The organism is Streptomyces sp. NPDC027672 (assembly GCF_055566335.1).
Map to the genome: position 1 here is coordinate 37610 of NZ_JBVHSO010000008.1, position 26294 is coordinate 63903.

Here is a 26294-nt window from a genome sequence, read left to right on the forward strand (position 1 = left end):
GGGCACGGGTGGGCACCGACACCGTGCGGACGGCACCGGCGGACGACGGCGCCGGCCTCGCCCGGCAGCAGCGCGGCTGGTACGTCTACGACTGGGCGTGCTCGGTGTACGCGACCAGCGTCCTCACGGTCTTCCTGGGCCCGTACCTGACCTCGGTCGCCGAGCACGCGGCCGACGGCGACGGCTACGTGCACCCGCTGGGCATCCCCGTCCGCGCGGGCTCCTTCTTCGCCTACTCGGTCTCCCTGTCGGTGCTGCTCGCGGTCGTCCTGATGCCGCTGGCGGGCAGCGCGGCCGACCGCACGGGCCGCCGGAAGCCGCTGCTCGGCGCGGCGGCGTACACCGGGGCCGCGGCCACCACCGGGATGTTCTTCCTGGACGGCGACCGGTACCTGCTGGGCGGGGCGCTGCTCGTGGTGGCCAACGCGGCGCAGTCCGTCGCGATGATGCTCTACAACTCCTACCTGCCGCTGATCGCCCCGCCGGACCAGCGCGACGCGGTCTCCTCCCGGGGCTGGGCCCTCGGCTACGCGGCGGGTGCGCTGGTGCTCGTCGCCGACCTGGTGCTGTACACGGCGCACGACTCCTTCGGCCTGACCGAGACGGCCGCGGTACGCGTCTGCCTGGCCTCGGCCGGCCTGTGGTGGGGCGCCTTCACGCTGGTGCCGCTGCGCAGGCTGCGCGACCGCCGCGCGCCCGTGCGGGACGCCACGGCCACCGGGCCGCGGCAGCTCGCGGCGACGGTCCGGGACATGCGCCGCCATCCGCTGACCCTGGCGTTCCTGCTGGCGTACCTCGTCTACAACGACGGTATCCAGACGGTGATCACCCAGGCGTCGGTGTACGGCTCGCAGGAGCTGGGGCTCGGGCAGTCCACGCTGATCGTGGCCGTGCTGCTGGTGCAGGTGCTGGCCGTGGCCGGGGCGCTGGCGATGGGACGGCTGGCGCGGACGTACGGCGCGCGGCGGACGGTCCTCGGCTCCCTCGTGGCCTGGACCCTCACCCTGGCGGCGGGCTGGTTCCTGCCCGCGCGGGCGCCGGTGTGGTTCTTCGCGCTGGCCGCGGGGATCGGGCTGGTCCTCGGCGGCAGCCAGGCGCTGTCCCGGTCGCTCTTCTCCCACCTGGTGCCGCCGGGCAAGGAGGCGGAGTACTTCGCGGCCTACGAGCTGAGCGACCGCGGGATGAGCTGGCTCGGCCCGCTGCTGTTCGGCCTGACCTTCCAGCTGACCGGGAGCTACCGGTCCGCGATCATCTCGCTGGTGATCTTCTTCGTCCTGGGTTTCATCCTGCTCGCGCGGGTACCGGTCCGGCGTGCGATCGCCGCGGCGGGCAACCCGGTTCCCGAAAAGATCTAGCCATGATTTAGCACTCGGCGCGAAAGGGCGGTAGTGTACGCGTTTGGCCTGCCAGGCGTACCGTTACTGCGCGTCAAAGATGCCGAAACGCTGGGTGACATCTTCTAGCAGATGTGACAAACCGGGCGCCTGTGGGTACAACAAGGGGCGGCTACGACGGCGACGCATGACCCGGAACGCGACTCGGAACGGGAATCTTTACCGCCGACCGGACGTTGACCGGATGACGACGACAGCGACACCTGTCCTGTGGGCGACAAGCCCGGGAGGCACGATTCATGAGTGAGCGAGCTCTTCGCGGTACGCGCCTCGTGGTGACCAGCTACGAGACGGACCGCGGCATCGACCTGGCCCCGCGCCAGGCCGTGGAGTACGCATGTGAGAAGGGGCACCGCTTCGAGATGCCCTTCTCGGTCGAGGCGGAGATCCCGCCGGAGTGGGAGTGCAAGGTCTGCGGGGCCCCGGCACTCCTGGTGGACGGCGACGGCCCGGAGGAGAAGAAGGCCAAGCCCGCGCGTACCCATTGGGACATGCTGATGGAGCGGCGCACCCGCGAGGAGCTCGAAGAGGTCCTCGAGGAGCGTCTGGCGGTGCTGCGCTCGGGCGCGATGAACATCGCGGTGCACCCGAGGGACAGCCGCAAGAGCGCGTAGTCCCTGCGGGGCTCGGCCGGTTCCACAGCGCGACACAGACCGCGGGCGCCGTGCGTGAACTTCACGCACGGCGCCCGCGGTCGTTCTGCACCCTAGGCCGCCCGCCCGGGCCGCCGACATGGCGGTGATACGACCGGCCGCCTCAGCTCGCCGGGCGCCGGCCGGCACGTCCGCTCACCCTCCACGCGACCGCTCGCCCAGCCCGCCGGGCCGTGGGCCCTGGGCCGGTGGTGGGTCAGTGGGTCAGTGGGGGGTGGGAGTTCCGGGGGGCGTCGTGGGGCTCGTCGGTGCGGATGACCTCGCCCTGCACCACCTTGCCGCCGGGCCGCTGGGTGCGGGCCTGCTGGAAGACGTCGCCCAGGCCGCCCGGGGCGGCCCGGCGCAGGCTCCGCTCCAGCGCGTTCTCCGCGAGGCGGCTCACCGCCTTCTGCACGGGCGGCAGCAGCAGGAGCAGGCCCGCCGCGTCCGAGACCAGACCCGGGATCATCAGCAGCAGACCGCCGAGCATCATCAGGCCGTTGCCGCCGCCACGCGCCGGCGAGCCGCCCTGCCGCACCGCCGCGTTCAGGCTCTCGAAGGCCCGCCGGCCCGCCCGCTTGATGACCACGGAGCCGGCCACGAGGCCCGCGACGAGCAGCAGGAAGACCCCGAGCCCGCCCGCCGCGCCCGCGACCAGGGACAGCAGCCAGACCTCCAGCACCAGCCACACGACGATGCCCAGCGGCAGATACCTGCGCAGCCGGGAGCGCCGGCGGCGGGCGGTGAGCGGAGAGGTCGGAACGCCAGTCGTCATGCTCCCAGTGTGCCTGGGCACGGCTCAGCGCGGGATAAGGGATGGTCAGCCGGAGCGGTGACCGCTCTCCCCCGGCTGGCGGTCCTTGCCGGTGAACTTGCCCAGGCGGTCCCCGACGCCCCAGGCGGTGACCCGCCACAGCGCCTCGACCACGATGTCCCGGCTCATCTTGGAGTCGCCCAGTTCGCGCTCCACGAAGGTGATCGGGACCTCCACCACGTGGTAGCCGGCCTTCACCGCGCGGCGGGCCAGGTCGACCTGGAAGCAGTAGCCCTGCGAGGCGACCTCGGTGAGGCCCAGGCCCTCCAGGGTCTCCCGGCGGAAGGCCCGGAAGCCACCCGTCACGTCCCGGATCGGCACGTCCAGCATGAGCCGCGAGTAGGTGGAGCCGCCGCGCGAGAGGAACTCGCGGGACTTGGGCCAGTTCACCACCCGGCCGCCGGGCACCCAGCGCGAGCCGAGGACCAGATCGGCGCCCTTGAGCGCGGTGAGCAGCCGGGGCAGCTCCTCGGGCTGGTGGGAGCCGTCGGCGTCCATCTCGATCAGCACGCCGTAGTCCCGCTCCAGGCCCCAGCGGAACCCCGCGAGGTAGGCGGCGCCGAGGCCCTCCTTGCCCTTGCGGTGCAGCACGTGGACGTGGTCGTCCCCGGCCGCCAGTTCGTCGGCCAGCTTGCCGGTGCCGTCCGGGCTGTTGTCGTCCGCGATCAGCACGTGCGCCTCGGGGACGGCCTTTCGGACCCGGCCCACGATGGACTTGATGTTCTCCGCCTCGTTATAGGTCGGGATGATCACCAAGGCCGTGCCGAGCGGACCGAACTGCCTCCCCTGGGCCGTGGCCGCGAGGGTCCCGTCGCCGTCGTTCACTGCTGCCCCTTCATGTCGTACGCAAGGGACCACCATAGTGGCCGCGGCCTGGGAAGACAGGACAGCGCGTGCGTACGGTGGTGTCGAATCACCGGGAGCGGGGTAGAAGCGGGGGTCCCGCGGCGTGCTCCCGCCGCCCGCCGGACGCTTCGGACCTCTGCGGATGGGGGCCCGGCGCTCTTCGGGCCGACCTGGGACCCGCTGGCTGCGGATCGACCGAAAGCCGTTGTCTACTGAGCGCCCGGGCCCCACCCGGGTCACACCCGGCCGACCGTCCGGGACGCTCCCCCGCCGGTGCGGGCGCTGAGCCTGGCTCCCAGCGACGGTGCCCCGGTGCGGCACACCGTCCCTGACCCAGCGGCGCCGCGACGAGTCGCGAACGTCCCCCGGTCGGGCGTCCGGTGGTGGACCCGGCCGAACCTACCGGGCCCCGGCCGCCGACTGTCAACAGCCCGCTGAGCTGGGCGTACGTGGTCGGTTTCGCCGGTGCCGGGGAGGATGCGCAGGTCGGGCGGCGGGGCCGCGGCGGCCGTCGGCCGCCGTGCCGCTCCGGGAGATCACTCGCCCGGCCGTACGAACACCGTCCGTCCGCCCACCACGGTCCGCAGGCAGACCGGCAGGTCACGGCCCGGGGTGAGATCGGGCAGGCCGGGGGTGCCGGAGCGCGGGTCGGTGGACCAGCGGGCCACCCGGTCGTCGGGCGCCTGCACCACGAGTGCGTCGGTCCGCCAGACGGCGTAGTCGGCGGGCGCGCCCGGCACCAGGACGCCCGCGTCGTCCCGGCCCACGGCCCGCCAGCCGCCGCGGGTGTGCGCGGTGAACGCGGCGCGCACCGAGATCCGGTGACCGGGCGTGCGGTGGAAGGCGGCGGCGCGGACCGTGCCCCAGGGGTCGAGCGGGGTGACCGGGCTGTCGGAGCCGAACGCGAGCGGTACGCCGGCGCGCAGCAGCGCGGCGTACGGGTTGAGGGAGCGGGCCCGCTCGGCGCCCAGCCGCCGGGCGTACATGCCGTCCGCGCCGCCCCACAGCGCGTCGAAGGCGGGCTGGACGGAGGCGATCAGGCCCAGTTCGGCGAAGCCGGCGATGGTCTCGGGGGTGAGCATCTCGGCGTGCTCGACGCGGTGCCGGGCGGCGCGGATCCGGGCGAGGCCCACCTTTTCGGCGGCCGTGCGCACGCCGTCGACCACGGCGGCCACGGCGGCGTCGCCGATGGCGTGGAAGCCGGCCTGGAGGCCCGCCTCCGTGCAGGCCACCACATGGGCGGCGACGGCGTCGGCGTCCAGGTAGGCGGTGCCGCTGTGGCCGGCGTCGGCGTACGGCTCGTGCAGGCAGGCGGTGTGGGAGCCGAGGGCGCCGTCGGCGAAGAGGTCGCCTGCGGCGCCGGCCGCGCCCAGCTCGCGGGCCTTGCCGGTGTCCTGCTCGGCCCAGTAGCCGACCACGCGGGGCCCGGGCAGCTCGGCGGCGAGCCGCAGCAGGGCGGTGAAGTCGTCCTCGGAGGAGATCTGCGGGCCGCCGCACTCGTGCACGGTGCCGATGCCGAGCGAGGCGGCGTGGGCGAGGGCGGTGCGCTGGGCCTCGGCGCGCTGGGCGGGCGTGACGGCGCCTAGGGCGGCCTCGCGGACGGCGTGGTGGGCGTCCCCGGTGAGCGGGGCGTCCGTGCGTGGCAGGTCACCGGGGACGAGGTCGAGCAGGGCGGTGGTGACGACCGCCGAGTGCACGTCGACGCGGGAGAGGTAGAGCGGGCGTCCGCCGGTGGCCTCGTCCAGTTCGGCGCGGGCCGGCGGGCGTCCACCGGGCCAGCGGGCGGCGTCCCAGCCGTGGCCCAGCAGCACCCGGTCGCCGGGGCGGGCGGCGGCGAACTCGCGGACGCGCGCGAGGGCCGCCTCCAGGGACGGGGCGTCGGACAGGTCCAGGCCGGTCAGGGCGAGGCCGGTGGCGGTGGTGTGCACATGGGCGTCGGTGAAGGCGGGGGTGACCAGGGCGCCGTCGAGGTCGACCACCTCGTCGACACCGTCGGCGAAGGCGTCGGCGGCGCCCTCGGAGCCGACCCAGGCGACGTGGCCCGCCTCGACGACCATGGCCGTGGCGAAGGGGTCGGCGGGGCTGTGGACCTCGCCGCGGCGGAGCAGGACGGTCCGGACGGTCTCGGCGGTGCGGTTGCTCATGGCCGACAGTTTCTCCCGCCGTCCGGGCGGGGCCGCACCCGGGGCGCGCCGGGACGGCGCACCGCGCGGCCGGGGCTCAGATCTTCGGCGGCCGTGCCTCGTAGGGCGTGGAGAGCGCGACCGTCGTCCGCGTCGACACCCCCGCCAGCGAGCGCACCCGGGCAAGCAGTTCCTCCAGTTCGTGCGGGGTGGCCACGCGCACCTTGAGGATGTAGTTCTCGTCGCCGGCCACGCTGTGGCAGGCCTCGATCTCGGGCACGCCGGCGAGGCGCTCCGCGATGTCGTCGGGCGCGCTGGGGTCGAACGGTTTCACCGAGATGAACGCGGTCAGCGGCAGTCCGACGGCCTCCGGGTCGACCACCGCGGTGTAGCCGCGGATGACGCCACGCTGTTCCAGGCGGCGCACCCGCTGGTGCACCGCCGACGTGGACAGGCCCGTGGCCTTGCCCAGGTCTGTGTAGCTCATCCGCCCGTCTTTGACGAGCAGCTGCACGATCTGACGGTCCAGCTCCTCCATGCCGCCAAAACCTACAGTGCGCTTGATCTCCGCGGATACCTGAGAGGCGCAGGTCATTCCCCGTACGCTGGAAAAAGCGCCGGGACGGGCATCTGCGCGCGGCATGTGACGAATGCCACACGCCGCGGGCGGGCTCCGTGATGTTCTCGTGATTACCGCCGAGACCGGGCGGGAAGTGCTTGCTGTGGTCGAGGCCGCAGTGCCGTCACGGCCCAGCCTTAGGGGGAGAATCCCATGCAGAGTACCCATCGCCCTGGTCGATCCGCGTCCGTGCGCGAGCAGCCGGGCGCCGAGCCCGAGCCGGAGGGCGTCGAACCCGACGCCTACGACGACGAGCTGGACGCCTACGACACGTTCGAGATGTACCGGGTCGTCTGCCCGGACTGCGCGCAGCCGATCGCGCTGCTGGCGGACGAGGAAGTGCTGCCGGAGCACGCGCTGTGCGCCTCGCCGTGGAACCCGTTCGGGCTCACGGTGTGTGCGGGTACGGGCCGTTCGGCGGCCGACGCCCGCCCCGCGGACGAGTCCTTCGAGCCGCAGGAGCAGGACACGGCGCTGCTGCTGACGCTGCCTCAGGGTCTGGACTGGCGGACGCAGCCCTTCTCGCACGTCGGCGGCGCGGGTTCGCGCCCGATGCGGGTGTCGGCGATGCGGCGTCAGGCCGCCTGAGCCGGCCGCCCTTTCCCGCACGTCCTCCCGCACCATGGCGCGCAGTCCCTCATGGTGCGGGACCACCGGCCCGGGCCGTGCTGACGCCCGACCCGACCGGAGGGCGCCCTGTACGCCCCCACCACGCCGGCCGCGGCCGACCGCCACGCCCTCGCCACCCGGGCATCAGCGCCGCGCCGCCCCGCCCGTCCGCACCGGTGACGCTGCGGAATCCACCCATCCACACCGGTTCCGCCGCAGGTTCCGCCCGGCCGCCGCGCGCTCGTGCGAGCCCGGGACTACCGCCGCGTACTCGCCGTCCGGGCGTCAGCGCCACGGCGCCCCGGCCCGCCCGGCCGCACCGGCGCCGCCGCGGGATCCACCCGACCGCCGCAACCCTGCGCCGACCCGGGACGACCGCCACGTCCCCGCCGTCCGGACGTCAGCCCCGCGCCGTCCCGCCCCGCCGGCGTCGCCCGTCCGTACCGGTGCCGTCACGGGATCCGCCTGTCCGCGCGACCCCGTGCAGGCCCGGGACGACCGCCACACCCTCGCCGTCCGGGCGTCAGCGCCGCGCCGCCCTGCTCGCCCCACCGCACCGGTTCCGCCGCAGGTTCCGCCCGTCCGCCGCGCCCCCGTGCCAGCCCGGGACGACCGCCGCGCCCTCGCCACCCGGGCACCAGCGCCGCGCCGCCCGGCCGCACCAGTTCCGCCGAGGCATCCACCCATCCGTGCCGGTGCCGCCGCAGGTTCCGTCCGGCCGCCGCGGCCCCGTGCCAGCCCGGGGACGACCGGCGCGCCCTCGCCGTCCGGGCGTCAGCCCCGCGCCGTCCCGCCCGGCCCGTCCGCACCGGTGACGCGTGCGGGATCCACCCGTCCCCGCGCCCCCGCGCCGACCCGGGCCGACCGGCCTCGCAGGGGGTCCGGCAGGCCGGGCGGCCCCGGCGGGTCGGGGCCGGCCCGGCGGGTTGGGGCGGGCCCGGCGGGCCGGGTCAGCGGGCCTCTGGGCCCGCTACGTGGCGGGCGATGACCATGCGTTGGATCTGGTTGGTGCCCTCGACGATCTGCAGGACCTTGGCCTCGCGCAGATAGCGCTCCGCCGGGAAGTCGGCGGTGTAGCCGTAGCCGCCCAGGATCTGCACGGCGTCGACGGTGACCTTCATGGCCGTGTCGGTGCAGTGCAGCTTGGCCATGGCGGCCTGCTTGGCGAACGGCCGGCCCGCGTCCCGCAGCCGGGCGGCGGCGAGGTACAGCGCACGGCCCGCCTCGATCTGGGTGGCCATGTCCGCGAGCATGAAGCGCAGGCCCTGGAAGTCGGCAATGGGCCGGCCGAACTGGCGGCGCTCGGTGGCGTACCGGACCGCCTCGTCCAGCGCGGCCTGGGCGAGGCCGACGGCGCAGGCCGCGATGCCGAGCCGGCCGGAGTCGAGCGCCGACAGCGCGATGGAGAAGCCCTGGCCCTCCTCACCGATGCGCCGGCCGTCCGGGATCCGGACGCCGTCGAAGTGCACCTGCGCGGTGGGCGAACCCTTCAGGCCCATCTTGCGCTCGGGGGCCGCGCCGCTCAGGCCGGGCGCGTCGCCGGGCACGAGGAAGGCGGTGATCCCGCGGGGGCCGTCCTCGCCGGTGCGGGCCAGCACGGTGTAGAAGTCGGCGATCCCGCCGTGGGTGATCCAGGCCTTGGTGCCGTCGATCACCCAGGTGTCGCCCTCCCGGACGGCCTTGGTGCGCAGGGAGGCGGCGTCGGAGCCGGAGGACGGCTCGGAGAGGCAGTACGCGCCGAGCAGGCCGCCGCCCAGCATCGCGGGCAGGTGCTCGGCCTGCTGCCGCTTGTCTCCGTAGGTGGCGAGCGCGTAGGCGGCGAGCGTGTGGACGCTGACGCCGAGGCCGACGGTGAGCCGGGCCGCGGCCAGTTCCTCCAGGACCTGGAGGTAGACCTCGTAGGGCTGGTCGCCGCCGCCGTGCTCGGCGGAGTACGGCAGGCCCAGCAGGCCGGACCCGGACAGCAGGGTGAAGATCTCGCGCGGGAAGCGGCCCGCGTCCTCCTCCTCCGCGGCCTTCGGGGCGATCTCGCGCTGGGCGATCTCGCGGACGAGGGAGAGCAGTTCCCTCGCCTCTTCCGTCGGCAGTTGACGCTGCACCGGCTGCGGGTAGCGGTCGGACATGGCGTCGGGCTCCTCCCTGTTCGGACACCGGCGGAGCGGCCCGTGGTGGGGGCGTGCCCGCCTGATCGTTCCGCGGTGCCGACGGCGTCCGCTCCCGGGTCTCGGAAGCTGCTGACCAGCGGCATGCGCTGTGAGTATGCCCGATCGGCGACCTCCCGTCACCAGTTAACGACCGCTTACTTCAGGAATCCGTTCCGGGTGTCCCACGGCGGCGAAATTGGTCCGCACCATTGACCTATTGGTCTAGTCCTCCTACTGTGCAAGGCCATCGCTTACCGCGTCCATGCCAAGCGGCGCGCACTCCCTCTCCCCCACGAGGAGACACCCGATGCACACTCCCCACCGCTCGCTCGTCCGGGCCCTCGTCTCGGCCGCGTGTACCGCCGCCCTCGGCGCCGGTCTGCTGGCCGGCGCCGGCACCGGCACGGCCACCGCGGCGGCCCCGGAGGCCCCCGCGGTCACGGCCGGCTCCAAGGTCGTCGGCTACTTCACCGAATGGGGCACGTACGACCGCAAGTACTACGTCAAGAACGTCGAGACCTCCGGCTCCGCGGCCAAGCTGACCCACATCAACTACGCCTTCGGCAACGTCACCGGCGGCAAGTGCGCCATGGGCGACGCCTACGCGGCCACCGACCGCGCCTACACCGCCGCCGAGTCCGTGGACGGCGTCGCCGACACCTGGGACCAGCCGCTGCGCGGCAACTTCAACCAGCTGCTGAAGCTGAAGAAGAAGCACCCGGGCCTGAAGATCCTGTGGTCCTTCGGCGGCTGGACCTGGTCCGGCGGCTTCGGCGAGGCCGCGAAGAACCCGGCCGCCTTCGCCCAGTCCTGCTACGACCTGGTGAAGAACTCCAAGTGGTCCGGCGTCTTCGACGGCATCGACATCGACTGGGAGTACCCCAACGCCTGCGGCAACACCTGCGACACGAGCGGGCGGGACGCGTTCCGGAACCTGATGGCCGCGCTGCGCGCCAAGTTCGGCTCCGGGAACCTGGTCACCGCGGCCATCACCGCGGACGCCACCAGCGGCGGCAAGATCGACGCGGCGGACTACGCGGGCGCGGCCCAGTACGTCGACTGGTACAACCCGATGACGTACGACTACTTCGGCGCCTGGGACGCGAAGGGCCCGACCGCCCCGCACTCCCCGCTGAACTCCTACTCCGGCATCCCGAAGGCCGACTACCACACCTCCGCGACCATCGCGAAGCTCAAGGGCCTCGGCGTCCCGGCGAGCAAGCTGCTGCTCGGCATCGGCTTCTACGGGCGCGGCTGGACCGGCGTCACCCAGGCGGCGCCCGGCGGCACGGCCACGGGCCCGGCGGCCGGCACGTACGAGCAGGGCATCGACGACTACAAGGTGCTCAAGACCAAGTGCCCGGCGACCGGCACGGTGGCCGGCACCGCCTACGCCAAGTGCGGCAGCGACTGGTGGAGTTACGACACCCCGGCGACCATCGCCGGCAAGATGACGTACAAGAACCAGCAGGGGCTCGGCGGCACCTTCTTCTGGGAGCTGAGCGGCGACACCGCCAACGGTGAGCTGATCAAGGCGATCAACTAGGGTCTTTCGTTTGGATCAGGCCGGATCAGGGAGCGGGGTCTGGTGCCGTGCATCGCAAGGCGGAGGAGGGCGCCATGGCGGAGCCATGGCAACCGACGACAACGCCGCGAGGTGCGGTGCCAGGGCCCGCGAGCCCGGCATGATCCCAACGAGAGGCCCTAACCCGGTGGCCCGTCAGCCGTTCCGGCGGGCGGGCCGCGGCGCAGGACAGGCGGGGCCCGGTGCCGCTACGGCGCTCAGGGCCCCGCCGGGCGTCCGCCCGCCCCGCGGGGGGCCGGTTCAGAGCAGGCCGAGCTGGGTGACGAGCATCGCGAACACCGCGACGAGGACCCAGCCCATGACGTGCTCGACGATCCTGGGGCCGTCTTCCTGGGGGCCGCCGGTGACGGCGCGGGTGGCGGTGGCCGGATGTGCGGTCATGGTGTTACTCGCAGAGGTCGGACGGGTACGACGGGCTTCCCCTCCCCTTCCGTCCACCATGCCACCCGCGACGGCGTCCGCGGCGATGAGCTTGCTCACACGCCCCCGGGCCGGCTCAGCGCACGCCCACCGCGGCGAGTGCCCTGCGCTGGTGCGGGGACGGGTGCGCCGGGAAGTAGAGGTAGCAGACCCCGCCGGTGCCGGAGGCGACCTTGCCGGAGGCGTTGTACCGCTTGGTGCGCAGCCAGATGTTCTCGAACTGGCGGCGCGGATAGACCCGTCGTACCGCCTCGTCGCCCGGCGAGGCCGGATCGTTGGCGATCACATCGCCCTCCGCGGTGAAGCCGATCACGGTCATCAGGTGCCCTGAGGTGCCGTACCCGGCGCCGGTCAGTTCGCTCGCCAGGAAGGACTGGGACGTGATGGCCGGGATGCCGGCCGCGATCAGCGTCTCCAGGTCGGTGAGGGTGGCGAGCCGGGTGACCACGCCCTGCAAGCCCTCGAAGGTGGCCGCGTAGGCCGCGTTGAAGGGCCAGTTGCCGCAGCCCGCGTACTGGTGGTCGTAGGTGGAGCGGGCCGCGTGGCAGACCTGCGGGTCGGCGTAGGACGGGTCGACCCAGGACAGTTGCTCGGGGGTGAGCCGGCCGCCCCAGTACTCGATGATCATCTGCGAGGAGGTCGGGCTGCACCACGCCTCGCCGCCGTTGTCGTACTCCGGGTACTGGCCCTTGTGGATCTCCTGCGAATAGCGCGGGACGGCCAGTTCCTGGGCGAGGCCGGGCGTGGAGGCCGGCACGGTGAAGCGGTCGGGGATGTCGGAGGCCATGGCGCCGAGCCGCCAGACGGTCGGCGTGAGGTGCGTGCCGGGTCTGCGGTAGAGGGTGAGGCGCAGCCGGTACGACGTCAGGCGCAGCCCGCTGCTCGCGTCGTCGATGGCGAAGGTGTCGGTCCAGACGGTGCTCTTGCCGTCGCTCTGGCCGTCCACCGAGGTCCGCTTGATGTCCTGGTCGCCGGCCGCCCAGCGGCCCAGCACGTACCAGGGCGTGCCGGTGCCGTCGGAGTAGGTGCCGCTCAGCTCGGCCTGGAGCCAGGTGCCGGCGGGAGTGTCCGCGTTCCAGGAGGCGACGACCTCGGTCGCGGGCACGGCGAGCCGGTGCTCCGGGCCGGTCCAGGTGGCGTACTCCCAGGAGGCGGTGGTGCCGGTGTGCGGGTCGGTGTAGTCGGTGCGGCCGGCGGGGGTGCCGATCAGCACGCCGGGCCGGTGTCCGGGGACGGCCCGGGCGCCCTGGGCCGTCCCGGAGCGCCAGTCGCGGTACGTCGTCCAGGCGCGGTAGTCGATCGGGCGGGCCTGCGTCCGGGCCGGGTCGTCGGCGCCGGCGGCCTGGGCCGCGGCGGCGGGGGCCGTGGAACCGGCCATCGCCGCCGCGACGGCGACCGCCAGGACGGTTCTGCGGGAGGGCTGCTGGGCTCTGCTCATGGGCGCGACGACCCCCAGGGTGTCCGAGTGGCTGGTCCGGTGCGCCAACTATGAAGCAGCCCCGTTTCCCCTGCCAGCACTTCGGCTCATGCCGCGCCACGAATATTGGTGTGGACCACCGGCAGGGGCGGACGGACGGGTCAGACCAGGTCCATCGCGGCGACCTCGTCGGGGCGCCCGTAGCTCACCGGTCCCTGGAAGCGGCGGCGGGCGGTGGCGAACCACCACACCGTGGCCACCAGCAGGACGGCGGCGAGCGCGATCGGCGCGTAGTTGAAGGAGCCGGCGGTGATCGGCGAGGCCTGCGGCAGCATGAACAGGACGCTGCTGAGCAGGATCCAGACCACCGCGAGCCAGCCGACCGGCCGGCCCCAGCGGCCCAGGTGCCAGGGGCCGGGCTGGAAGGCGTCGCCGAGCCGCAGCCGCAGGAAGATCGGCACCGCGTAGGCGAGGAAGAGGCCGACGACGTTGACGCTGACGATCGCGGTGAACGCCGTGTGCGACCACCAGCCCGGCACCACCAGGGCCAGCGAGCAGGCGACCGCGAGCCACACCGCCTTCACCGGCGTACGGGTGCGCAGCGAGACCGAGTGCCACCAGCGGGAGCCGGGCATGGCGCCGTCCCGGGAGAAGGCGAAGATCTGCCGGGTGTTGCTGGTGAGGTTGGCGAGGCCGCAGAAGAGCATCGCGCCGATGACGATGAGGAGCATCAGCTTGGCGGTGCGCAGGCCGAGGCCGTCGATGAGGATCTGGACGGGCGGGGCGGCCGCGCCGGCCACCTTGGCGTAGTTACCGATGCTGTAGACCAGGGCCAGCATCAGGATCAGGCCGGTGATCGCCGACCAGCCGATGGCGCGGGTGATGCCCTTCGGGGCGCTGACCGTCGCCTGGACGGTTTCCTCGGACATGTGGAAGCTGCCGTCGAACCCGGTGAAGGTCCAGCTGGTGACCAGCAGGCCGAGCATGCCGCCGTAAAGTCCGCTCGTGAAGCCGGTGTTGTTCTCGAAATGCGTGACAAAGGACGCCTGCTGATGATGGTCGGGCATCACGACGAGCGCGCCCACGATCACGACGAGTCCGATCAGCAGCCACCACACGGAAATGCGGTTCAGTACGGCGACGAGCTGGACGGTGAGAGTGTTGGCGAGCCCTTGCAGGACGATGATCAGGGCGGTGATCAGGACCGTCTGGTGCGCCGTCGGCTGATAGGAGGGCCACTGCAACTGCACGAACACCTGGATGAACGTGGCGGCGGCGTAGCCGGTGGCGGCGGTGCCGCCGATCTGGCCCACGAAGTTCAGCCAGCCCGTGAACCAGGACCAGGCGCCCTTGTGCCGCTTGGCGAGTTTGCCCGCGGAGAAGTAGAGCGCACCGCTCGTGGGATAGGCCGAGGCGACTTCCGCCATGGCGGCGCCGATGAGCAGGACCATCACCGAGACGCCGATCCAGCCGAACACCAGAACGCGGGGGCCGCCCGCGTTCAAGCCGAATCCGAAGGACGAGAAGATTCCGGAGAGGATATTGATGATGGTGAAGGAGATCGCGAAATTGTCGAACACCTTGAAACGCCGGGTGAGTTTCCGCGGATAACCCATCGCATGCAGGGTGGCGTCGTCGTCGAGCACGACGGGGTCCGCGACCCGGGCGCGCGCCCGGGTGGTCGGCATCCGTTCCGACACGGATCGGCCTTTCTCTCGATGGGACGGGGACGTACGAGGGTGGGGCGCGGGCGGCGGTCGGGTCAGCCGGGCCCGGGGACGGGCAGGCCGCAGGCGCGCCGGGCCCGGGAGAGCTGCTCGGCCGGGTCGCCGAAGGCGCTCCAGGGCATGCGCGAGGCGTAGGGGCCCATCGCCGTGAACACCGCCCGGGCCTCGAACTCGCGCTGGGCCATCACCAGTGCGTGCGCGAGGTAGGCCAGGTCGAGCACGGGGGTGAAGCGGTAACCGGCCACCGCGGGCAGCCAGTGCTGGTAGATCGTGAGCGCGGTGGCGCGCCACTGGGGCTGCTCCCAGACCCGGTCGGCGAGCAGTTGGGTGGGGTTGTAGCTCTCCACCAGGGCGACCAGGGGCAGCAGCCGGAGCGGGGAGTCGGCGGGCGCCCGCTGGCTGAGGAAGGCGGCCACGTCCCAGGCCGCGGTGACCGAGCCGCCGTGCCGGGTGAAGAAACAGGACAGGAAGCGGTGGTGGGCCTCGCGGTGCCAGGGGTCCAGGGACAGGATGTGGGCGAACAGCCGCCAGGGGCCGGGCGGGGCGGTGAGCAGGCCCTGCGGGGCCGGGTCGCGCAGCCGGTGCAGCCGCGCCATGGCGAGCCGGGCGGCCCAGGGCGTGGGGTCGGCGGGGGCGGCCTCGGCGGCCCGGTCGCAGGCGGCCAGCGCGATCCGTTCCAGCGCCTCGGCGCGGTCGTCGCGGGCGTCGGCGGCCCGCAGCGCGCGCTGCACGGCGACCCGGGCCCACAGCAGCGCGGCCTCCGGGGTCGGCTCCTCGGCGAGCCAGCGCTCCGCGAGGTCGGTGTCGGCCGCCTCGGAGGCGAGCACCAGCGAGCGGTGGGCGCGCAGGGCGAAGTCGGTACGGGTCTCGGCGAGGGCCTCGTGCGCGGACCGGTACCGCCCGGCGCGCACCTCCATGCAAACGCTCGCCAGGACCCGGTCGTCGGCCGCCGGATGCCATACGTAGTGCCCTTCGAATAACTCCGCGGCCATGTCCCCCTGCCCGTCACCGTGCGGCGCATCACGTTGCGCAGGAGGCACCTTACTCAGCGTGGACCCCACCGGGAACGCCGAATTCGACATATCGGTCAGGGAATTCGGACTGTTTATCGTCACCTTTGACTGGCCGGCGGCCGGTGATTCAAGACGCGACTTTCTCCGGTCCGGGGCTCCCCGCCGCCCCCGGTCCCGGGGCCGCCCCTAGACTGTTCACGGAGAATCCACCCCCTGTGCGACACACCCCGGGAATGACCATTCACGACCTCGCCGCCCGGCTGCGCGGGCTCCCGCCGTCCCTGGGACCGGTCCGGCTGATCGGCGTCGACGGGCACGCCGGGTCCGGGAAGTCGACCTTCGCCGACCGGCTGGCCCGGGCGCTCGGCGGGGCTCCGGTGCTCCACCTCGACGACATCGCCAGCCATGACCGGCTCTTCGCCTGGACCGGCCGGCTCATGACCCAGGTGATCGAGCCCCTGGCACGCGGCGAGGACGCCCTCGTCACGCCGTACGACTGGCGGGCCCGCGCCTTCGGCACCCCGCGTCCGCTGCCCGCCGCGCCCGTCGTGCTGATCGAGGGCGTCGGCGCCGGCCGCCGGGCGCTGCGGCCGCACCTGGCCCGGCTGCTGTGGATGGAGGTGGACCGGGAGGAGTCCTGGGCGCGCGGCCGGGCCCGGGACGGCGCGGAGCAGCGCGCGTTCTGGGACGGGTGGGTCGCGGCGGAGCACGCTCACTTCGCCACCGACCCTTCACGCCCCCATGCCGATCTGCTGGTGCTCCAGCGACCGGAGGGGTACGAGGTACTTCCGGGACCGGGCGCGAGGGCCCCGGAGACGCGCTCGATGTGACGCTGGGTGACGGCCTCTCCGCGATGTGGTGAAGTGGTGAAGAGCCTTGCGGGACAACTTCTCCGAGTGCCTCAACTTCGCTTGACCGGGGGGCCGGACAGGACTTACGTTCTCAATGTGCGGCTTTCGACAGTCGCCCGCCGACACGAAGCCCCCGGTTGTTCCCCCGTGACCGGGGGCTTCGTTCTGCCCGCGGGACCCGGTTCCCGGGCGCCCCGCACGCCGGTTCTCTCACCCTCGGTCACCGAACGCCGTGCGTCCCGTCCGCCCCCGCCCCGTCCTTCGCGCCGTACGGCACCCTTCGGCACGTGCGTGTACCACGGGTACGATGCCCTCGGCGGCCTTCGACTGCCTCGCGCACCGGCAACTCCGGTCCGCGGCACAGCGGTTCGACCGCGGCGGCCGTCGGGCGGATGTCCGGTGGCGAACCACGGGGGCACGGTCTGTGGGGGGACGGGATGGACTTCGGCACGCAGGGCCCCGAGGCCCCGGCCGCCCTCGCCTGGCTGCGGGGCGTGGACGCCTACACGATGGGCGCCTATCCGCAGGCGGAAGAGGAGTTCCGCACCGCGGTGCGGCTGGACCCGGGCATGGCGGACGCCTGGCTCGGACTGCACGCGCTCCGGGTGGACACGACCACCGCGCTGCTGCGGATGTTCCGGCACCGCGACCGCTTCGGCGAACAGCGCACCCGGCACCGCCGTCCCCTCAACTCCTGGTACTGGCTGGGCTGGTGGGTGCAGCCGGTGCTGGAGAGCCCGCGTGATCTGCTGCTGGCGCACGCCTCGCACTGGCTGGACGGCCGGCACGTGCCCGAGCTGGACCGCGCCCTGGCCGGACTGCCCCCGGTCGACACCGACGCGCAGGTCCGCTTCCTGCACGCCTGCCGCGCCTACCTGGTCAAGGACTGGGAGCAGCTGATCCGGCACACCGACCCGCTGCTGGACGATCCCCTGCTGGGCATCGAGGCCGGTCTGTTCGGCGGTATGGCCCGGGTCCGGCTGGAGATGTACGGCCAGGCCGAGCCACTGCTGTCGGCGGCGCTGATGCGGTGCCGCAGCGAGCAGCCGCAGCGCAAGGAGCTGCGGTACTGGCTGGCGCGGGCGCACGAGGGCACGGGGCGGTCGGCCGCCGCGCTCCCGCTGTACCGGGCGGTGCACCGGGTCGATGCGGCCTTCATGGACACCTCCGCCCGGCTCGCCGCGATCGCCGAGGGCGACGGGTACGACGAGACGGCCGGCCTCGCCGCGATCACGCTGGCCGGCGCGGGCCAGGACACGGTGGACGGGCCGGACGGCTTCGATCCGCTGTTCGGCGTGGAGGCCCGCGATCTGCGGCTGCCGGAACCCGAGGGGCCGGCCGGCCCGTCGGCGCCGGTGCCCGATCCCTCGGTGCGGACCAGGACGGGCGCGCCCGGGGTGGCCGTCTCGCCGGTCCCGGCCGGGCCCACCGATCCCGCGTTACTCGCGCAGGCGCTCGCCGAACTGGAGCGCATGGTGGGGCTGGAACCGGTCAAGCGCCAGGTCAAGGCGTTGTCCGCGCAGCTGAACATGGCGCGGCTGCGAGCCGGTCAGGGGCTGCCGGTGCAGCCTCCCAAACGGCACTTCGTCTTCTCCGGGCCGTCCGGCACCGGCAAGACGACGGTGGCGCGCATCCTGGGCCGGGTGTTCTACGCCCTGGGGCTGCTCGGCGGCGACCACCTCGTGGAGGCGCAGCGGGCCGACCTGGTCGGCGAGTACCTGGGCCAGACGGCCGTGAAGGCGAACGAGCTGATCGACTCCGCGATCGGCGGGGTCCTGTTCGTGGACGAGGCGTACTCGCTGTCCAACTCCGGGTACGGCAAGGGGGACGCCTACGGCGACGAGGCGCTCCAGGTGCTGCTGAAGCGGGCAGAGGACAACCGGGACCACCTGGTGGTGATCCTGGCCGGCTATCCGGAGGGCATGGACCGCCTCCTCGCCGCCAATCCCGGGCTGTCGTCCCGCTTCACCACCCGGGTGGACTTCCCCTCCTACCGGCCGGCGGAACTCACCGAGATCGGCAAGGTGCTCGCGGCGGAGAACGGGGACCTGTGGGACGACGAGGCGCTGGAGGAGCTGCGCTCGATCGCCGGGCACGTGGTCGGCCAGGGGTGGATCGACGAGCTGGGCAACGGACGGTTCCTGCGCACGCTGTACGAGAAGAGCTGCGCGTACCGGGACCTGCGGCTGTCGGCGTACGCGGGGTCGCTGTCCCGGGAGGACCTGGCGACCCTGCGGCTGCCCGACCTGATGCAGGCGTACGGCGAGGTGCTGTCGGGGCGGGGGCCGCAGGATCCGCCGGGGCTGTAGGCGGCCCGGGGCGGGTGTCCCGCGGGGTGCGGGAGACCGCGCGGCCGGCGGCCCCGCGGTCTCCCGTCGCCGTCCGGGTCAGCCGGCGAGTGCCTGCTCGGGTGCCCCGGTCACGCGCGGTTCCGGCATGTCCCGGTGCGCCGGGTCGCGGACCTCGCCCACCAGCATCTCCAGCACGTCCTCCAGCGCCACCAGGCCCAGCACCCGGCCGGTGGCGTCGGCGACCTGGGCCAGATGGGTGGCGGCCCGGCGCATCACGGTGAGGGCGTCGTCCAGGGGCAGTTCGGCGCGGAGCGTGGCCATCGGCCGCCAGACCTGCTGCGGCACGGCCCGCTCGGAGTCCTCCACGTCGAGGACGTCCTTCACGTGCACGTATCCCATGAAGGGCCCCTTGTCGCCCGCCGCGACCGGGAAGCGGGAGTAGCCGGTGCGGGCCGTGAGCCGCACGATCTCGCCCGGGGTGACCGACGGGTCCACCGTGACCAGGGACTCGCGGCGCAGCAGGACGTCCGTCACCGGGCGGGAGCCCAGTTCCAGGGCGTCCTCCAGCCGTTCCCGCTCCTCGGGGCCGAGCAGGCCCGCCTGGCCGGAGTCCTCCAGCAGACGGTTGAGCTGCTCGGTGGTGACGACCGCCTCCACCTCGTCCTTGGGCTCGACCCGGAACAGCCGCAGGACGCCCTGGGCGCAAGCGCCGAGGGCCACCGTGACCGGCTTGCAGAGCCGGGCGAACCAGACCAGTCCGGGGCTGGCCCACAGCGCCGCCTTCTCGGGCGCCGCCATCGCGAGGTTCTTCGGCACCATCTCGCCGATGACCAGGTGGAAGAAGACCACCGCGGCCAGCGCGATGACGTAGCCGAGCGGGTGGATCACGCCGTGCGGCAGCCGGATCCACTCGAACAGCGGCTCCAGCAGGTGCGCCACCGTCGGCTCGGCGACCGCGCCGAGTGTCAGGGAGCAGACGGTGATGCCGAACTGCGCGGCGGCCATCATCTGCGGCAGCCGTTCCAGGCCGTACAGCACCTGGCGGGCCCGGGCCGTGCCGAGCGGTTCGATCTGGCTGCGGCGCACGGAGACGAGCGCGAACTCGGCGGCGACGAAGAAGCCGTTGACGAGCACGAGCAGCCCGGCGAAGACCAGTTGCAGGAGGCTCATCGGACGGCCTCCGGGACGCCGGCCGCGGGGGCCGTTCTGACCAGGCGGACCCGTTCGGCGCGGTAGTGGCCGACCTGGCGGACCGAGAGCCGCCAGCCGGGCAGTTCGGCCCGGTCGCCGGGGGCCGGGATGCGGCCGAGCAGATCGGCGACCAGGCCGGCGACGGTCTCGTACGGTCCTTCGGGCACCTCCAGGCCTATGCGCTGGAGGATGTCGACGCGGCAGCTGCCGTCGGCGTCCCAGGCGGGCCTGCCGTCCTCGGGCGGTGCCGGGGCCAGCTCGGGCATGTCCTTGGCGTCGTGCTCGTCGCGGACCTCGCCGACCAGTTCCTCGACGATGTCCTCCAGGGTGACCACGCCGGCCGTGCCGCCGTACTCGTCGACGACGACCGCGATGGGCTGCTCGCTGCGCAGCCGGGCGAGCAGGGGCTGCACGGGCAGGCTCTCGGGGACGAGGAGCGCCTTGCGGGCGATGCGGCCGACCGGGGTGCGCAGCCGGTCGCGGGCCGGTATCGCCAGCGCGTCCTTGAGGTGGGCCATGCCGGCGATCTCGTCGATCTTCTCCCGGTAGACGGGGAAGCGGGACAGGCCGGTGGCCCGGGTGAGGTTGACGACGTCCTCGGCGGTGGCCGAGACCTGGAGCGCGCTCACCTTCACGCGGGGCGTCATGACGTGCTGCGCGGTCAGCTCGCCCAGGGACAGGGTGCGCACGAACAGGTCGGCCGTGTCCTGTTCCAGGGCGCCGGCCTGGGCGGAGTGCCGGGCCAGGGAGACCAGCTCGCCGGGGGTGCGGGCGGAGGCCAGTTCGTCGGCGGGTTCCACGCCGAGGGCGCGGACCAGCCGGTTGGCGACGGTGTTCAGCGCGGAGATCACCGGGCGGAACAGCCGGGCGAAGCGGTGCTGCGGGCCGGCGACGAAGCGCGCGACCTGGAGCGGCCGGGACACCGCCCAGTTCTTGGGGACGAGTTCGCCGATCACCATCTGGACGGCCGAGGCCAGCAGCATGCCGGCGACCACGGCGATGCCGGACGCGGCGCCGCCGGGGATGCCGAGCGCGGCGAACGGGCCGCGCAGCAGCGCGGCCAGGGCCGGTTCGGCGAGCATGCCGACGACCAGGGAGGTGATGGTGATGCCGAGCTGGGTGCCGGAGAGCTGGAAGGACAGCTCCTTCAGCGACTCCACGACCGTACGGGCGCGGGCGTCGCCGTCGGCGGCGGCCTTCTCGGCGTCCGGGCGTTCGACCGTCACCAGGCCGAACTCGGCGGCGACGAAGAAGCCGTTGGCGAGGATCAGCGCGAAGGCCGCGGCGAGCAGCAGCAGAGGGGTGGTCACGCTGCCACCGCCTTCCCGTGAGGCCGGGCAGGGGTGGCGTGGGTACTACAGGACGATCCGTCCATCGCCGGAGGGAGTCACTCCTCGGGTAGCAGGAACCCCTGGCACCGGGCGGTGCACAGGGGCGGAGGCGCAGCGGGGCGGCCTCCGCCCACCAGATTAATCAAGATGTGGGCTGATGCGGCAGGGCGGAGGGGTCCGAGTGGGCCTCGGCGAGCGCCCTGAGGGTCCGGGCGTCGGCGATGGCCCGCTGCCTGGCCAGGCCGGGCTGGATGCCGAGCGCGGGCAGGCTGGTGCCGTCGCTGAGGTCGAGGAACACCCAGGGGTCGCCCGGCCGGAGGTTCACCCGGAGGATCTCCGCCCAGGCCAGCCGCCGGGTGCCGGCGATGTTGACGACGGTGACGCCGGTCTCGTCGGCGACCACCTTGACCCGGGACAGCCGGGCCAGGGCCCAGAAGCAGAGCGCGCCGGTGACGACGAAGCTGAGCCGTGAGCCGGGGCCCATGTGCTCCAGCAGCAGCGCGACCGCGCTGATCACCGCGAAGATCACGACCCCGGCGGTGAGGAAGATCGCCCGGGTGTGGCCGGGCCGGAAGGTGACGGGCAGGTCGGGCAGGTCGGGAAGGTCGGGCATCGGGCGTACCTCTTAGAGGCGGCAGGCGTGGATGGCCGTGGTCAGGATGGCGCGGGCGCCGATGGCGTAGAGATCGTCCATGATCCGCTGGGCCTCCTTGGCGGGGACCATGGCGCGCACCGCGACCCAGCCCTCGTTGTGCAGCGGGGAGACGGTCGGGGACTCCAGGCCGGGGGTGAGCGCGACGGCCTTCTCGAGCTGCTCGACCCGGCAGTCGTAGTCCATCATCACGTACGTCCGGGCGACCAGGACGCCCTGGAGGCGGCGCAGGAACTGCTGGACCTTGGGTTCGCCGGCGTCGGCGCCGGTGCGGCGGATGACGATGGCCTCGGACTGCATGATCGGCTCGCCGAAGACCTCCAGGCCGGCGTTGCGCAGGCTGGTGCCGGTCTCGACGACGTCGGCGATGACCTCGGCGACACCCAGTTCGATCGCGGTCTCGACGGCGCCGTCCAGGTGGACGACGGAGGCGTCGACGCCGCTGTCCGCGAGGTGCTTCTGGACGATTCCCTCGTACGAGGTGGCGACCGTGTGGCCCTTGAGGTCCTCGATGCCGTTCGCGGTGCCGGGCTTGGCGGCGAAGCGGAAGGTGGAACGGGCGAAGCCGAGCGGCAGGATCTCCTCGGCGTCGGCGGCGGAGTCGATCAGCAGGTCACGGCCGGTGATGCCGATGTCGAGGCGGCCGGAGGAGACATAGATCGCGATGTCGCGGGGGCGGAGGTAGAAGAACTCGACCTCGTTCTCCGGGTCGACGATGCGCAGCTCCTTGGACTCGCGGCGCTGCTGGTAGCCGGCCTCATGCAGCATCTCCGCCGCAGGGCCGGACAGGGAACCCTTGTTGGGGACGGCGATGCGCAGCATGAGGTCGGCTTCCTTCGTTCGTTCTCTGGGGAGTGGGTGCGGGGTACGGCTTACAGATGGGCGTAGACGTCGTCCAGGGAGATGCCGCGGGCGACCATCATCACCTGGACGTGGTACAGCAGCTGCGAGATCTCCTCGGCGGCCGCCTCCTTGCCCTCGTACTCGGCGGCCATCCAGACCTCGGCGGCCTCTTCGACGACCTTCTTGCCGATGGCATGGACACCCTTGCCGACCAGCTCCGCGGTACGGGAGGTGGCGGGATCGCCGTCGGCGGCCTTGTGCTGCAGCTCGGTGAAGAGCTGCTCGAACGTCTTCTTGGACATGGTGAGCCCCACCCTAGCCGTTGCGGCGGCCGGGCTAGTGCCAGGGTTCGGATACTGAACGCAGCGTGGCCGCGGTGGAGACCGCGGCCGTCACCGCCTCGTGGCCCTTGTCCTCGCGGGAGCCCTCGATGCCGGCCCGGTCCAGGGCCTGCTCCTCGGTGTCGCAGGTGAGCACGCCGAAGCCGACCGGGACGCCGGTCTCCACGGAGACCTGGGTGAGGCCCTGGGTGACGCCCTGGCACACGTAGTCGAAGTGGGGCGTGCCACCCCGGATGACGACGCCGAGGGCGACCACGGCGTCGTAGCCGCGGCTCGCCAGGGCCTTGGCGGCGACCGGGAGTTCGAAGCTGCCGGGGACCCGGATCAGGGTCGGCTCGTCGATGCCCAGTTCGCCCAGGGCGCGCAGGGCGCCGTCGACCAGACCGTCCATCACCTTCTCGTGCCACTGTGCCGCGATGACGGCGACCCGCAGGTCGCTCACATTGCGTACGGACAACTCCGGTGCGCCCTTGCCGCTCACGTCTCTCCTCAGTGCTGTCGTGCTTACTGGTTGCCGCAGGTGGCCGCGGACGCGGCCACGGAGCCCGACACGGCGGGCGTGTCGAGCCAGGGCAGGTCGTGCCCCATCCGGTCCCGCTTGGTGCGCAGGTAGCGGAGGTTGTGCTCGCCGGCCTGGACGGGCATCGGTTCGCGGCCGGTGACCTTCAGTCCGTGGCGCAGCAGCGCGTCGGTCTTCTCGGGGTTGTTGGTCATCAGCCGCACGCCGCGCACGCCGAGGTCGGCGAGGATCTGCGCGCCGGCGCCGTAGTCGCGGGCGTCGGCGGGCAGTCCGAGTTCGAGGTTGGCGTCGAGGGTGTCGCGGCCCTGCTCCTGGAGTTCGTAGGCGCGCAGCTTGGACAGCAGGCCGATGCCGCGGCCCTCGTGTCCGCGCAGGTAGACGACGACTCCGCGGCCCTCCCGCTGGATGCGCTCCAGCGCGGTGTCGAGCTGGGGGCCGCAGTCGCAGCGCAGGGAGCCGAAGACGTCCCCGGTGAGGCACTCGGAGTGGACGCGGACCAGGACGTCCTCGCCGTCGCCGATCTCGCCGTGGACGAGGGCGACGTGCTCGACGCCGTCGACGGTGGAGCGGTAGCCGTAGGCGGTGAAGGTGCCGTGCCGGGTGGGCAGGCGGGTCCGGGCCTCGCGGCGGACGGTGGGCTCGCTGCTTTTGCGGTAGGCGATCAGGTCCTCGATGGAGATGATCGTCAGTCCGTGCTTGCGGGCGAACGGGATCAGCTCGGGCAGGCGGAGCATCCGGCCGTCCTCGCCGGCGATCTCCACGATGGCGCCGGCCGGGCGCAGGCCCGCGAGCCGGGCGAGGTCGACGGCGGCCTCGGTGTGGCCGTCGCGGGCCAGGACGCCGCCGGGCCGGGCGCGCAGCGGGAAGACATGGCCGGGGCGGACGAAGTCGGCCGGCTCGGCGGTGCCGCCCGCCAGCAGCCGGAGCGTGGCCGCCCGGTCGGCGGCCGAGATGCCGGTGCTCACCCCGTGGGCGGCCGAGGCGTCCACGGAGACCGTGAAGGCGGTCTTCATGGACTCGGAGTTCTCCTCGACCATCTGCGGCAGGCCGAGCCGGTCCAGTTCCTCGCCCTCCATGGGGGCGCAGATCAGGCCGCGGCACTCGCTCATCATGAAGGCGACGATCTCGGGCGTCACCTTCTCCGCGGCGACGACGAGGTCGCCCTCGTTCTCCCGGTCCTCGTCGTCGACGACGACGATCGGCCGGCCGGCGGCGATGTCGGCGATGGCCCGTTCGACCGGGTCCAGCCCGAAGTTCTCGATGTGCTCGGTGTCGTAGAGGACGGGTGCCGAGGTCATGCCGGCGCTCCTTCCAGTGCGGGCTGCGCTTCCCTGCGGGAGCGCAGCCACCAGTCGCGCATGCCCCACAGGACGAGTGCGCCGTAGATGACGTAGACGAAGCCGGAGAAGGCGTAGCCGTTGGCGAAGTTCAGGGGGACGCCGACGAGGTCGACGAGCAGCCAGGCGAACCAGAACTCGACCATGCTCTTGGCCTGGGCGTACATCGCGACGATGGTGCCGACGAAGATGTAGGCGTCGGGCCAGGGGTCCCAGGACAGGCTGGGGTAGGCCGTGAAGAGCAGGGCCACCGCGACCGTGCCGGCCGCGGCCGCGGCGAGCATGCCCGCGCGCTCGCGCCAGGTGGCGAACCGGGGGGTGATGTGGCCGTCGCCGCTGCCGTTCCTGGAGCGCTGCCACTGCCACCAGCCGTACAGCGCGACGACCATGACGACGACCTGCTTGCCGGCGCTGCCGGTGAGGTGGCCGTAGAAGGCGGCGAAGAGGACGAGGCCGGAGAGGAACTGCACGGGCCAGGTCCACAGGGAGCGGCGCCAGCCGAGGGCGAGGGTGATCAGGCCCAGGATGTTGCCGGTCATGTCCGACCAGATGATGTGCTGGCCGAACAGGGTGAACGCCTCGGAGTTCAGCCAGTTCACCGGTGTGCCCCCTGTCCGGCCGCGAGCAGCCGCTCCACGTACTTGGCGATGATGTCGACTTCGAGATTGACCGGGTCGCCGGGCTGCTTCACGCCGAGCGTGGTGAGGGCGAGGGTGGTCGGGATGAGGCTGACGGTGAAGTGGCCGGCGCCCGCGTCCACGACGGTCAGGCTGATGCCGTCGACCGTGATGGAACCCTTCTCCACGACGTAGCGGGACAGCTCCGCGGGCAGGGAGATCTCGACGATCTCCCAGTGCTCGGACGGGGTGCGCCGGAGGATCTCGCCGGTGCCGTCCACGTGTCCCTGCACGATGTGTCCGCCGAGGCGGGCGCCCACGGCGGTGGGGCGCTCCAGGTTGACGCGGGAGCCGGCGGTGAGCGCGCCCAGGCTGGAGCGTTTCAGGGTCTCGGCCATGACGTCGGCGGTGAACTCGTCACCCTCGTGCTCGACGACGGTGAGACAGACCCCGTTCACGGCGATGGAGTCGCCATGGCGCGCGCCCTCGGTCACGACGCGGCCGCGCAGCCGGAAGCGGGAGGCGTCGCCGAGGTTCTCGACGGCGGTGACCTCGCCCAGCTCTTCGACGATTCCGGTGAACACTTCCCGGGTCCTCCTGCCTCTTCGGGCACGGACTCCGGGGCCTGTCTGACGACAGAGTTCACGGGTGAGCACAGACCGGGGGCGTCGCCGTACGGACACGCGTCCGCAGAGGGACGTGTCCTGATACGGCGGCGCGCACACGGAAGACGCGTGCCCGCCCGCCGCGCACTGCCTCCCATCCGGACTTTAACCGTCGGTCCAGGAATTTCACCTGGTCAACCGGCCGCTGGAAGCGGCCGGGTCGCGGACTGTAACCGCCGGTTCGGACTTTCACCGACCCCGGAGTGCGCTGCTTCTGGTACAGGGCCCAGTGTGCCACGCCTGATGGGCGTCCCTACGAGTGGACCGTGTGGGTTCCCTCACAGTGCGTACCATCGGTATCGCGCCATGCGG

At 72.9% G+C, this 26294-nt stretch carries 24 protein-coding genes and 1 riboswitch; of the genes, 6 read left to right on the forward strand and 18 right to left on the reverse strand.

Annotated elements, in window-relative coordinates:
* Positions 1 to 8: 8 nt before the first annotated feature.
* Positions 9 to 1355, forward strand: a complete 1347-nt coding sequence (locus ACZ4SV_RS20085; RefSeq protein ID WP_468005883.1) for an MFS transporter — start codon at positions 9 to 11, stop codon at positions 1353 to 1355.
* 278 nt (positions 1356 to 1633) lie between these two features.
* Positions 1634 to 2008 carry an RNA polymerase-binding protein RbpA gene (locus ACZ4SV_RS20090; RefSeq protein WP_009187548.1) on the forward strand — a complete coding sequence of 125 codons (375 nt, stop codon included), beginning with the start codon at positions 1634 to 1636 and terminating at the stop codon, positions 2006 to 2008.
* 235 nt (positions 2009 to 2243) lie between these two features.
* On the opposite strand, the gene fxsA is transcribed toward ACZ4SV_RS20090, so the two are convergent.
* From fxsA to ACZ4SV_RS20110, 4 genes are all read right to left on the reverse strand, one after another.
* The gene (fxsA, locus tag ACZ4SV_RS20095) at positions 2244 to 2801 is read right to left on the reverse strand and encodes an FxsA family membrane protein (RefSeq protein ID WP_397936830.1); all 558 of its coding nucleotides are present in this window, start codon (positions 2799 to 2801) and stop codon (positions 2244 to 2246) included.
* 45 nt (positions 2802 to 2846) lie between these two features.
* Positions 2847 to 3665: a polyprenol monophosphomannose synthase gene (locus tag ACZ4SV_RS20100; RefSeq protein ID WP_468005884.1), complete on the reverse strand. Its 819-nt coding sequence runs from the start codon at positions 3663 to 3665 to the stop codon at positions 2847 to 2849.
* Positions 3666 to 4222: 557 nt separating this feature from the next.
* Positions 4223 to 5830 (reverse strand): amidohydrolase, encoded by a 1608-nt coding sequence (locus tag ACZ4SV_RS20105; RefSeq protein ID WP_468005885.1) that lies wholly within the window; start codon positions 5828 to 5830, stop codon positions 4223 to 4225.
* A 76-nt stretch (positions 5831 to 5906) separates the two neighbouring features.
* Positions 5907 to 6347, reverse strand: coding sequence for an Lrp/AsnC family transcriptional regulator (locus ACZ4SV_RS20110; protein WP_365877745.1), 441 nt, complete (start codon positions 6345 to 6347; stop codon positions 5907 to 5909).
* A gap of 234 nt (positions 6348 to 6581) precedes the next feature.
* Here ACZ4SV_RS20110 and ACZ4SV_RS20115 point away from each other — a divergent pair, with 234 nt between their 5' ends.
* Positions 6582 to 7016 carry a hypothetical protein gene (locus ACZ4SV_RS20115; RefSeq protein ID WP_365877743.1) on the forward strand — a complete coding sequence of 145 codons (435 nt, stop codon included), beginning with the start codon at positions 6582 to 6584 and terminating at the stop codon, positions 7014 to 7016.
* 971 nt (positions 7017 to 7987) lie between these two features.
* Here the strand turns inward: ACZ4SV_RS20115 and ACZ4SV_RS20120 are convergent.
* On the reverse strand, positions 7988 to 9160 hold the full coding sequence (locus ACZ4SV_RS20120) for an acyl-CoA dehydrogenase family protein (protein ID WP_468005886.1): 1173 nt from the start codon (positions 9158 to 9160) through the stop codon (positions 7988 to 7990).
* A 328-nt stretch (positions 9161 to 9488) separates the two neighbouring features.
* Between ACZ4SV_RS20120 and ACZ4SV_RS20125 the strand changes: the two genes are divergently transcribed.
* The gene (locus tag ACZ4SV_RS20125; RefSeq protein ID WP_397936833.1) at positions 9489 to 10727 is read left to right on the forward strand and encodes a glycoside hydrolase family 18 protein; all 1239 of its coding nucleotides are present in this window, start codon (positions 9489 to 9491) and stop codon (positions 10725 to 10727) included.
* 279 nt (positions 10728 to 11006) lie between these two features.
* Here ACZ4SV_RS20125 and ACZ4SV_RS20130 read toward each other — a convergent pair whose 3' ends face one another.
* The 4 genes from ACZ4SV_RS20130 to ACZ4SV_RS20145 form a co-directional block, all read right to left on the reverse strand.
* On the reverse strand, positions 11007 to 11147 hold the full coding sequence (locus tag ACZ4SV_RS20130; RefSeq protein WP_365884137.1) for an SCO1431 family membrane protein: 141 nt from the start codon (positions 11145 to 11147) through the stop codon (positions 11007 to 11009).
* A gap of 115 nt (positions 11148 to 11262) precedes the next feature.
* Positions 11263 to 12624 carry a peptidase C39 family protein gene (locus ACZ4SV_RS20135; RefSeq protein WP_468005887.1) on the reverse strand — a complete coding sequence of 454 codons (1362 nt, stop codon included), beginning with the start codon at positions 12622 to 12624 and terminating at the stop codon, positions 11263 to 11265.
* Between the two features lie 140 nt (positions 12625 to 12764).
* On the reverse strand, positions 12765 to 14303 hold the full coding sequence (locus tag ACZ4SV_RS20140) for an amino acid permease (RefSeq protein ID WP_365884195.1): 1539 nt from the start codon (positions 14301 to 14303) through the stop codon (positions 12765 to 12767).
* Positions 14304 to 14365: 62 nt separating this feature from the next.
* Positions 14366 to 15322: a hypothetical protein gene (locus tag ACZ4SV_RS20145; RefSeq protein WP_468005888.1), complete on the reverse strand. Its 957-nt coding sequence runs from the start codon at positions 15320 to 15322 to the stop codon at positions 14366 to 14368.
* A gap of 254 nt (positions 15323 to 15576) precedes the next feature.
* Here ACZ4SV_RS20145 and ACZ4SV_RS20150 point away from each other — a divergent pair, with 254 nt between their 5' ends.
* Together ACZ4SV_RS20150 and ACZ4SV_RS20155 are read left to right on the forward strand one after the other, a co-directional pair.
* Positions 15577 to 16173 (forward strand): uridine kinase family protein, encoded by a 597-nt coding sequence (locus ACZ4SV_RS20150; RefSeq protein ID WP_468005889.1) that lies wholly within the window; start codon positions 15577 to 15579, stop codon positions 16171 to 16173.
* Between the two features lie 458 nt (positions 16174 to 16631).
* The gene (locus tag ACZ4SV_RS20155; protein WP_468005890.1) at positions 16632 to 18503 is read left to right on the forward strand and encodes an AAA family ATPase; all 1872 of its coding nucleotides are present in this window, start codon (positions 16632 to 16634) and stop codon (positions 18501 to 18503) included.
* 78 nt (positions 18504 to 18581) lie between these two features.
* Here the strand turns inward: ACZ4SV_RS20155 and ACZ4SV_RS20160 are convergent, their stop codons facing one another.
* The 9 genes from ACZ4SV_RS20160 to ACZ4SV_RS20200 form a co-directional block, all read right to left on the reverse strand.
* The gene (locus ACZ4SV_RS20160; protein ID WP_468005891.1) at positions 18582 to 19655 is read right to left on the reverse strand and encodes a hemolysin family protein; all 1074 of its coding nucleotides are present in this window, start codon (positions 19653 to 19655) and stop codon (positions 18582 to 18584) included.
* Positions 19652 to 20986, reverse strand: a complete 1335-nt coding sequence (locus tag ACZ4SV_RS20165) for a hemolysin family protein (RefSeq protein WP_468005892.1) — start codon at positions 20984 to 20986, stop codon at positions 19652 to 19654. Before ACZ4SV_RS20165 ends, ACZ4SV_RS20160 begins: the two co-directional genes overlap by 4 nt.
* A gap of 163 nt (positions 20987 to 21149) precedes the next feature.
* Entirely contained in the window at positions 21150 to 21620 is a 471-nt protein-coding gene (locus tag ACZ4SV_RS20170) for a PH domain-containing protein (protein ID WP_397969557.1), read from the reverse strand.
* A gap of 12 nt (positions 21621 to 21632) precedes the next feature.
* Entirely contained in the window at positions 21633 to 22481 is an 849-nt protein-coding gene (gene hisG, locus ACZ4SV_RS20175) for an ATP phosphoribosyltransferase (RefSeq protein ID WP_468005893.1), read from the reverse strand.
* Between the two features lie 50 nt (positions 22482 to 22531).
* Positions 22532 to 22804, reverse strand: coding sequence for a phosphoribosyl-ATP diphosphatase (locus ACZ4SV_RS20180; RefSeq protein ID WP_365880750.1), 273 nt, complete (start codon positions 22802 to 22804; stop codon positions 22532 to 22534).
* Between the two features lie 34 nt (positions 22805 to 22838).
* On the reverse strand, positions 22839 to 23324 hold the full coding sequence (ribH, locus tag ACZ4SV_RS20185) for a 6,7-dimethyl-8-ribityllumazine synthase (RefSeq protein ID WP_365880748.1): 486 nt from the start codon (positions 23322 to 23324) through the stop codon (positions 22839 to 22841).
* A 23-nt stretch (positions 23325 to 23347) separates the two neighbouring features.
* Positions 23348 to 24661, reverse strand: a complete 1314-nt coding sequence (locus tag ACZ4SV_RS20190; RefSeq protein ID WP_468005894.1) for a bifunctional 3,4-dihydroxy-2-butanone-4-phosphate synthase/GTP cyclohydrolase II — start codon at positions 24659 to 24661, stop codon at positions 23348 to 23350.
* The gene (locus ACZ4SV_RS20195; protein ID WP_468005895.1) at positions 24658 to 25299 is read right to left on the reverse strand and encodes a nicotinamide mononucleotide transporter family protein; all 642 of its coding nucleotides are present in this window, start codon (positions 25297 to 25299) and stop codon (positions 24658 to 24660) included. Before ACZ4SV_RS20195 ends, ACZ4SV_RS20190 begins: the two co-directional genes overlap by 4 nt.
* Positions 25296 to 25901, reverse strand: coding sequence for a riboflavin synthase (locus ACZ4SV_RS20200; protein WP_468005896.1), 606 nt, complete (start codon positions 25899 to 25901; stop codon positions 25296 to 25298). Before ACZ4SV_RS20200 ends, ACZ4SV_RS20195 begins: the two co-directional genes overlap by 4 nt.
* 161 nt (positions 25902 to 26062) lie before the next feature.
* Positions 26063 to 26193, reverse strand: a riboswitch (FMN riboswitch).
* Between the last annotated feature and the right edge of the window lie 101 nt (positions 26194 to 26294).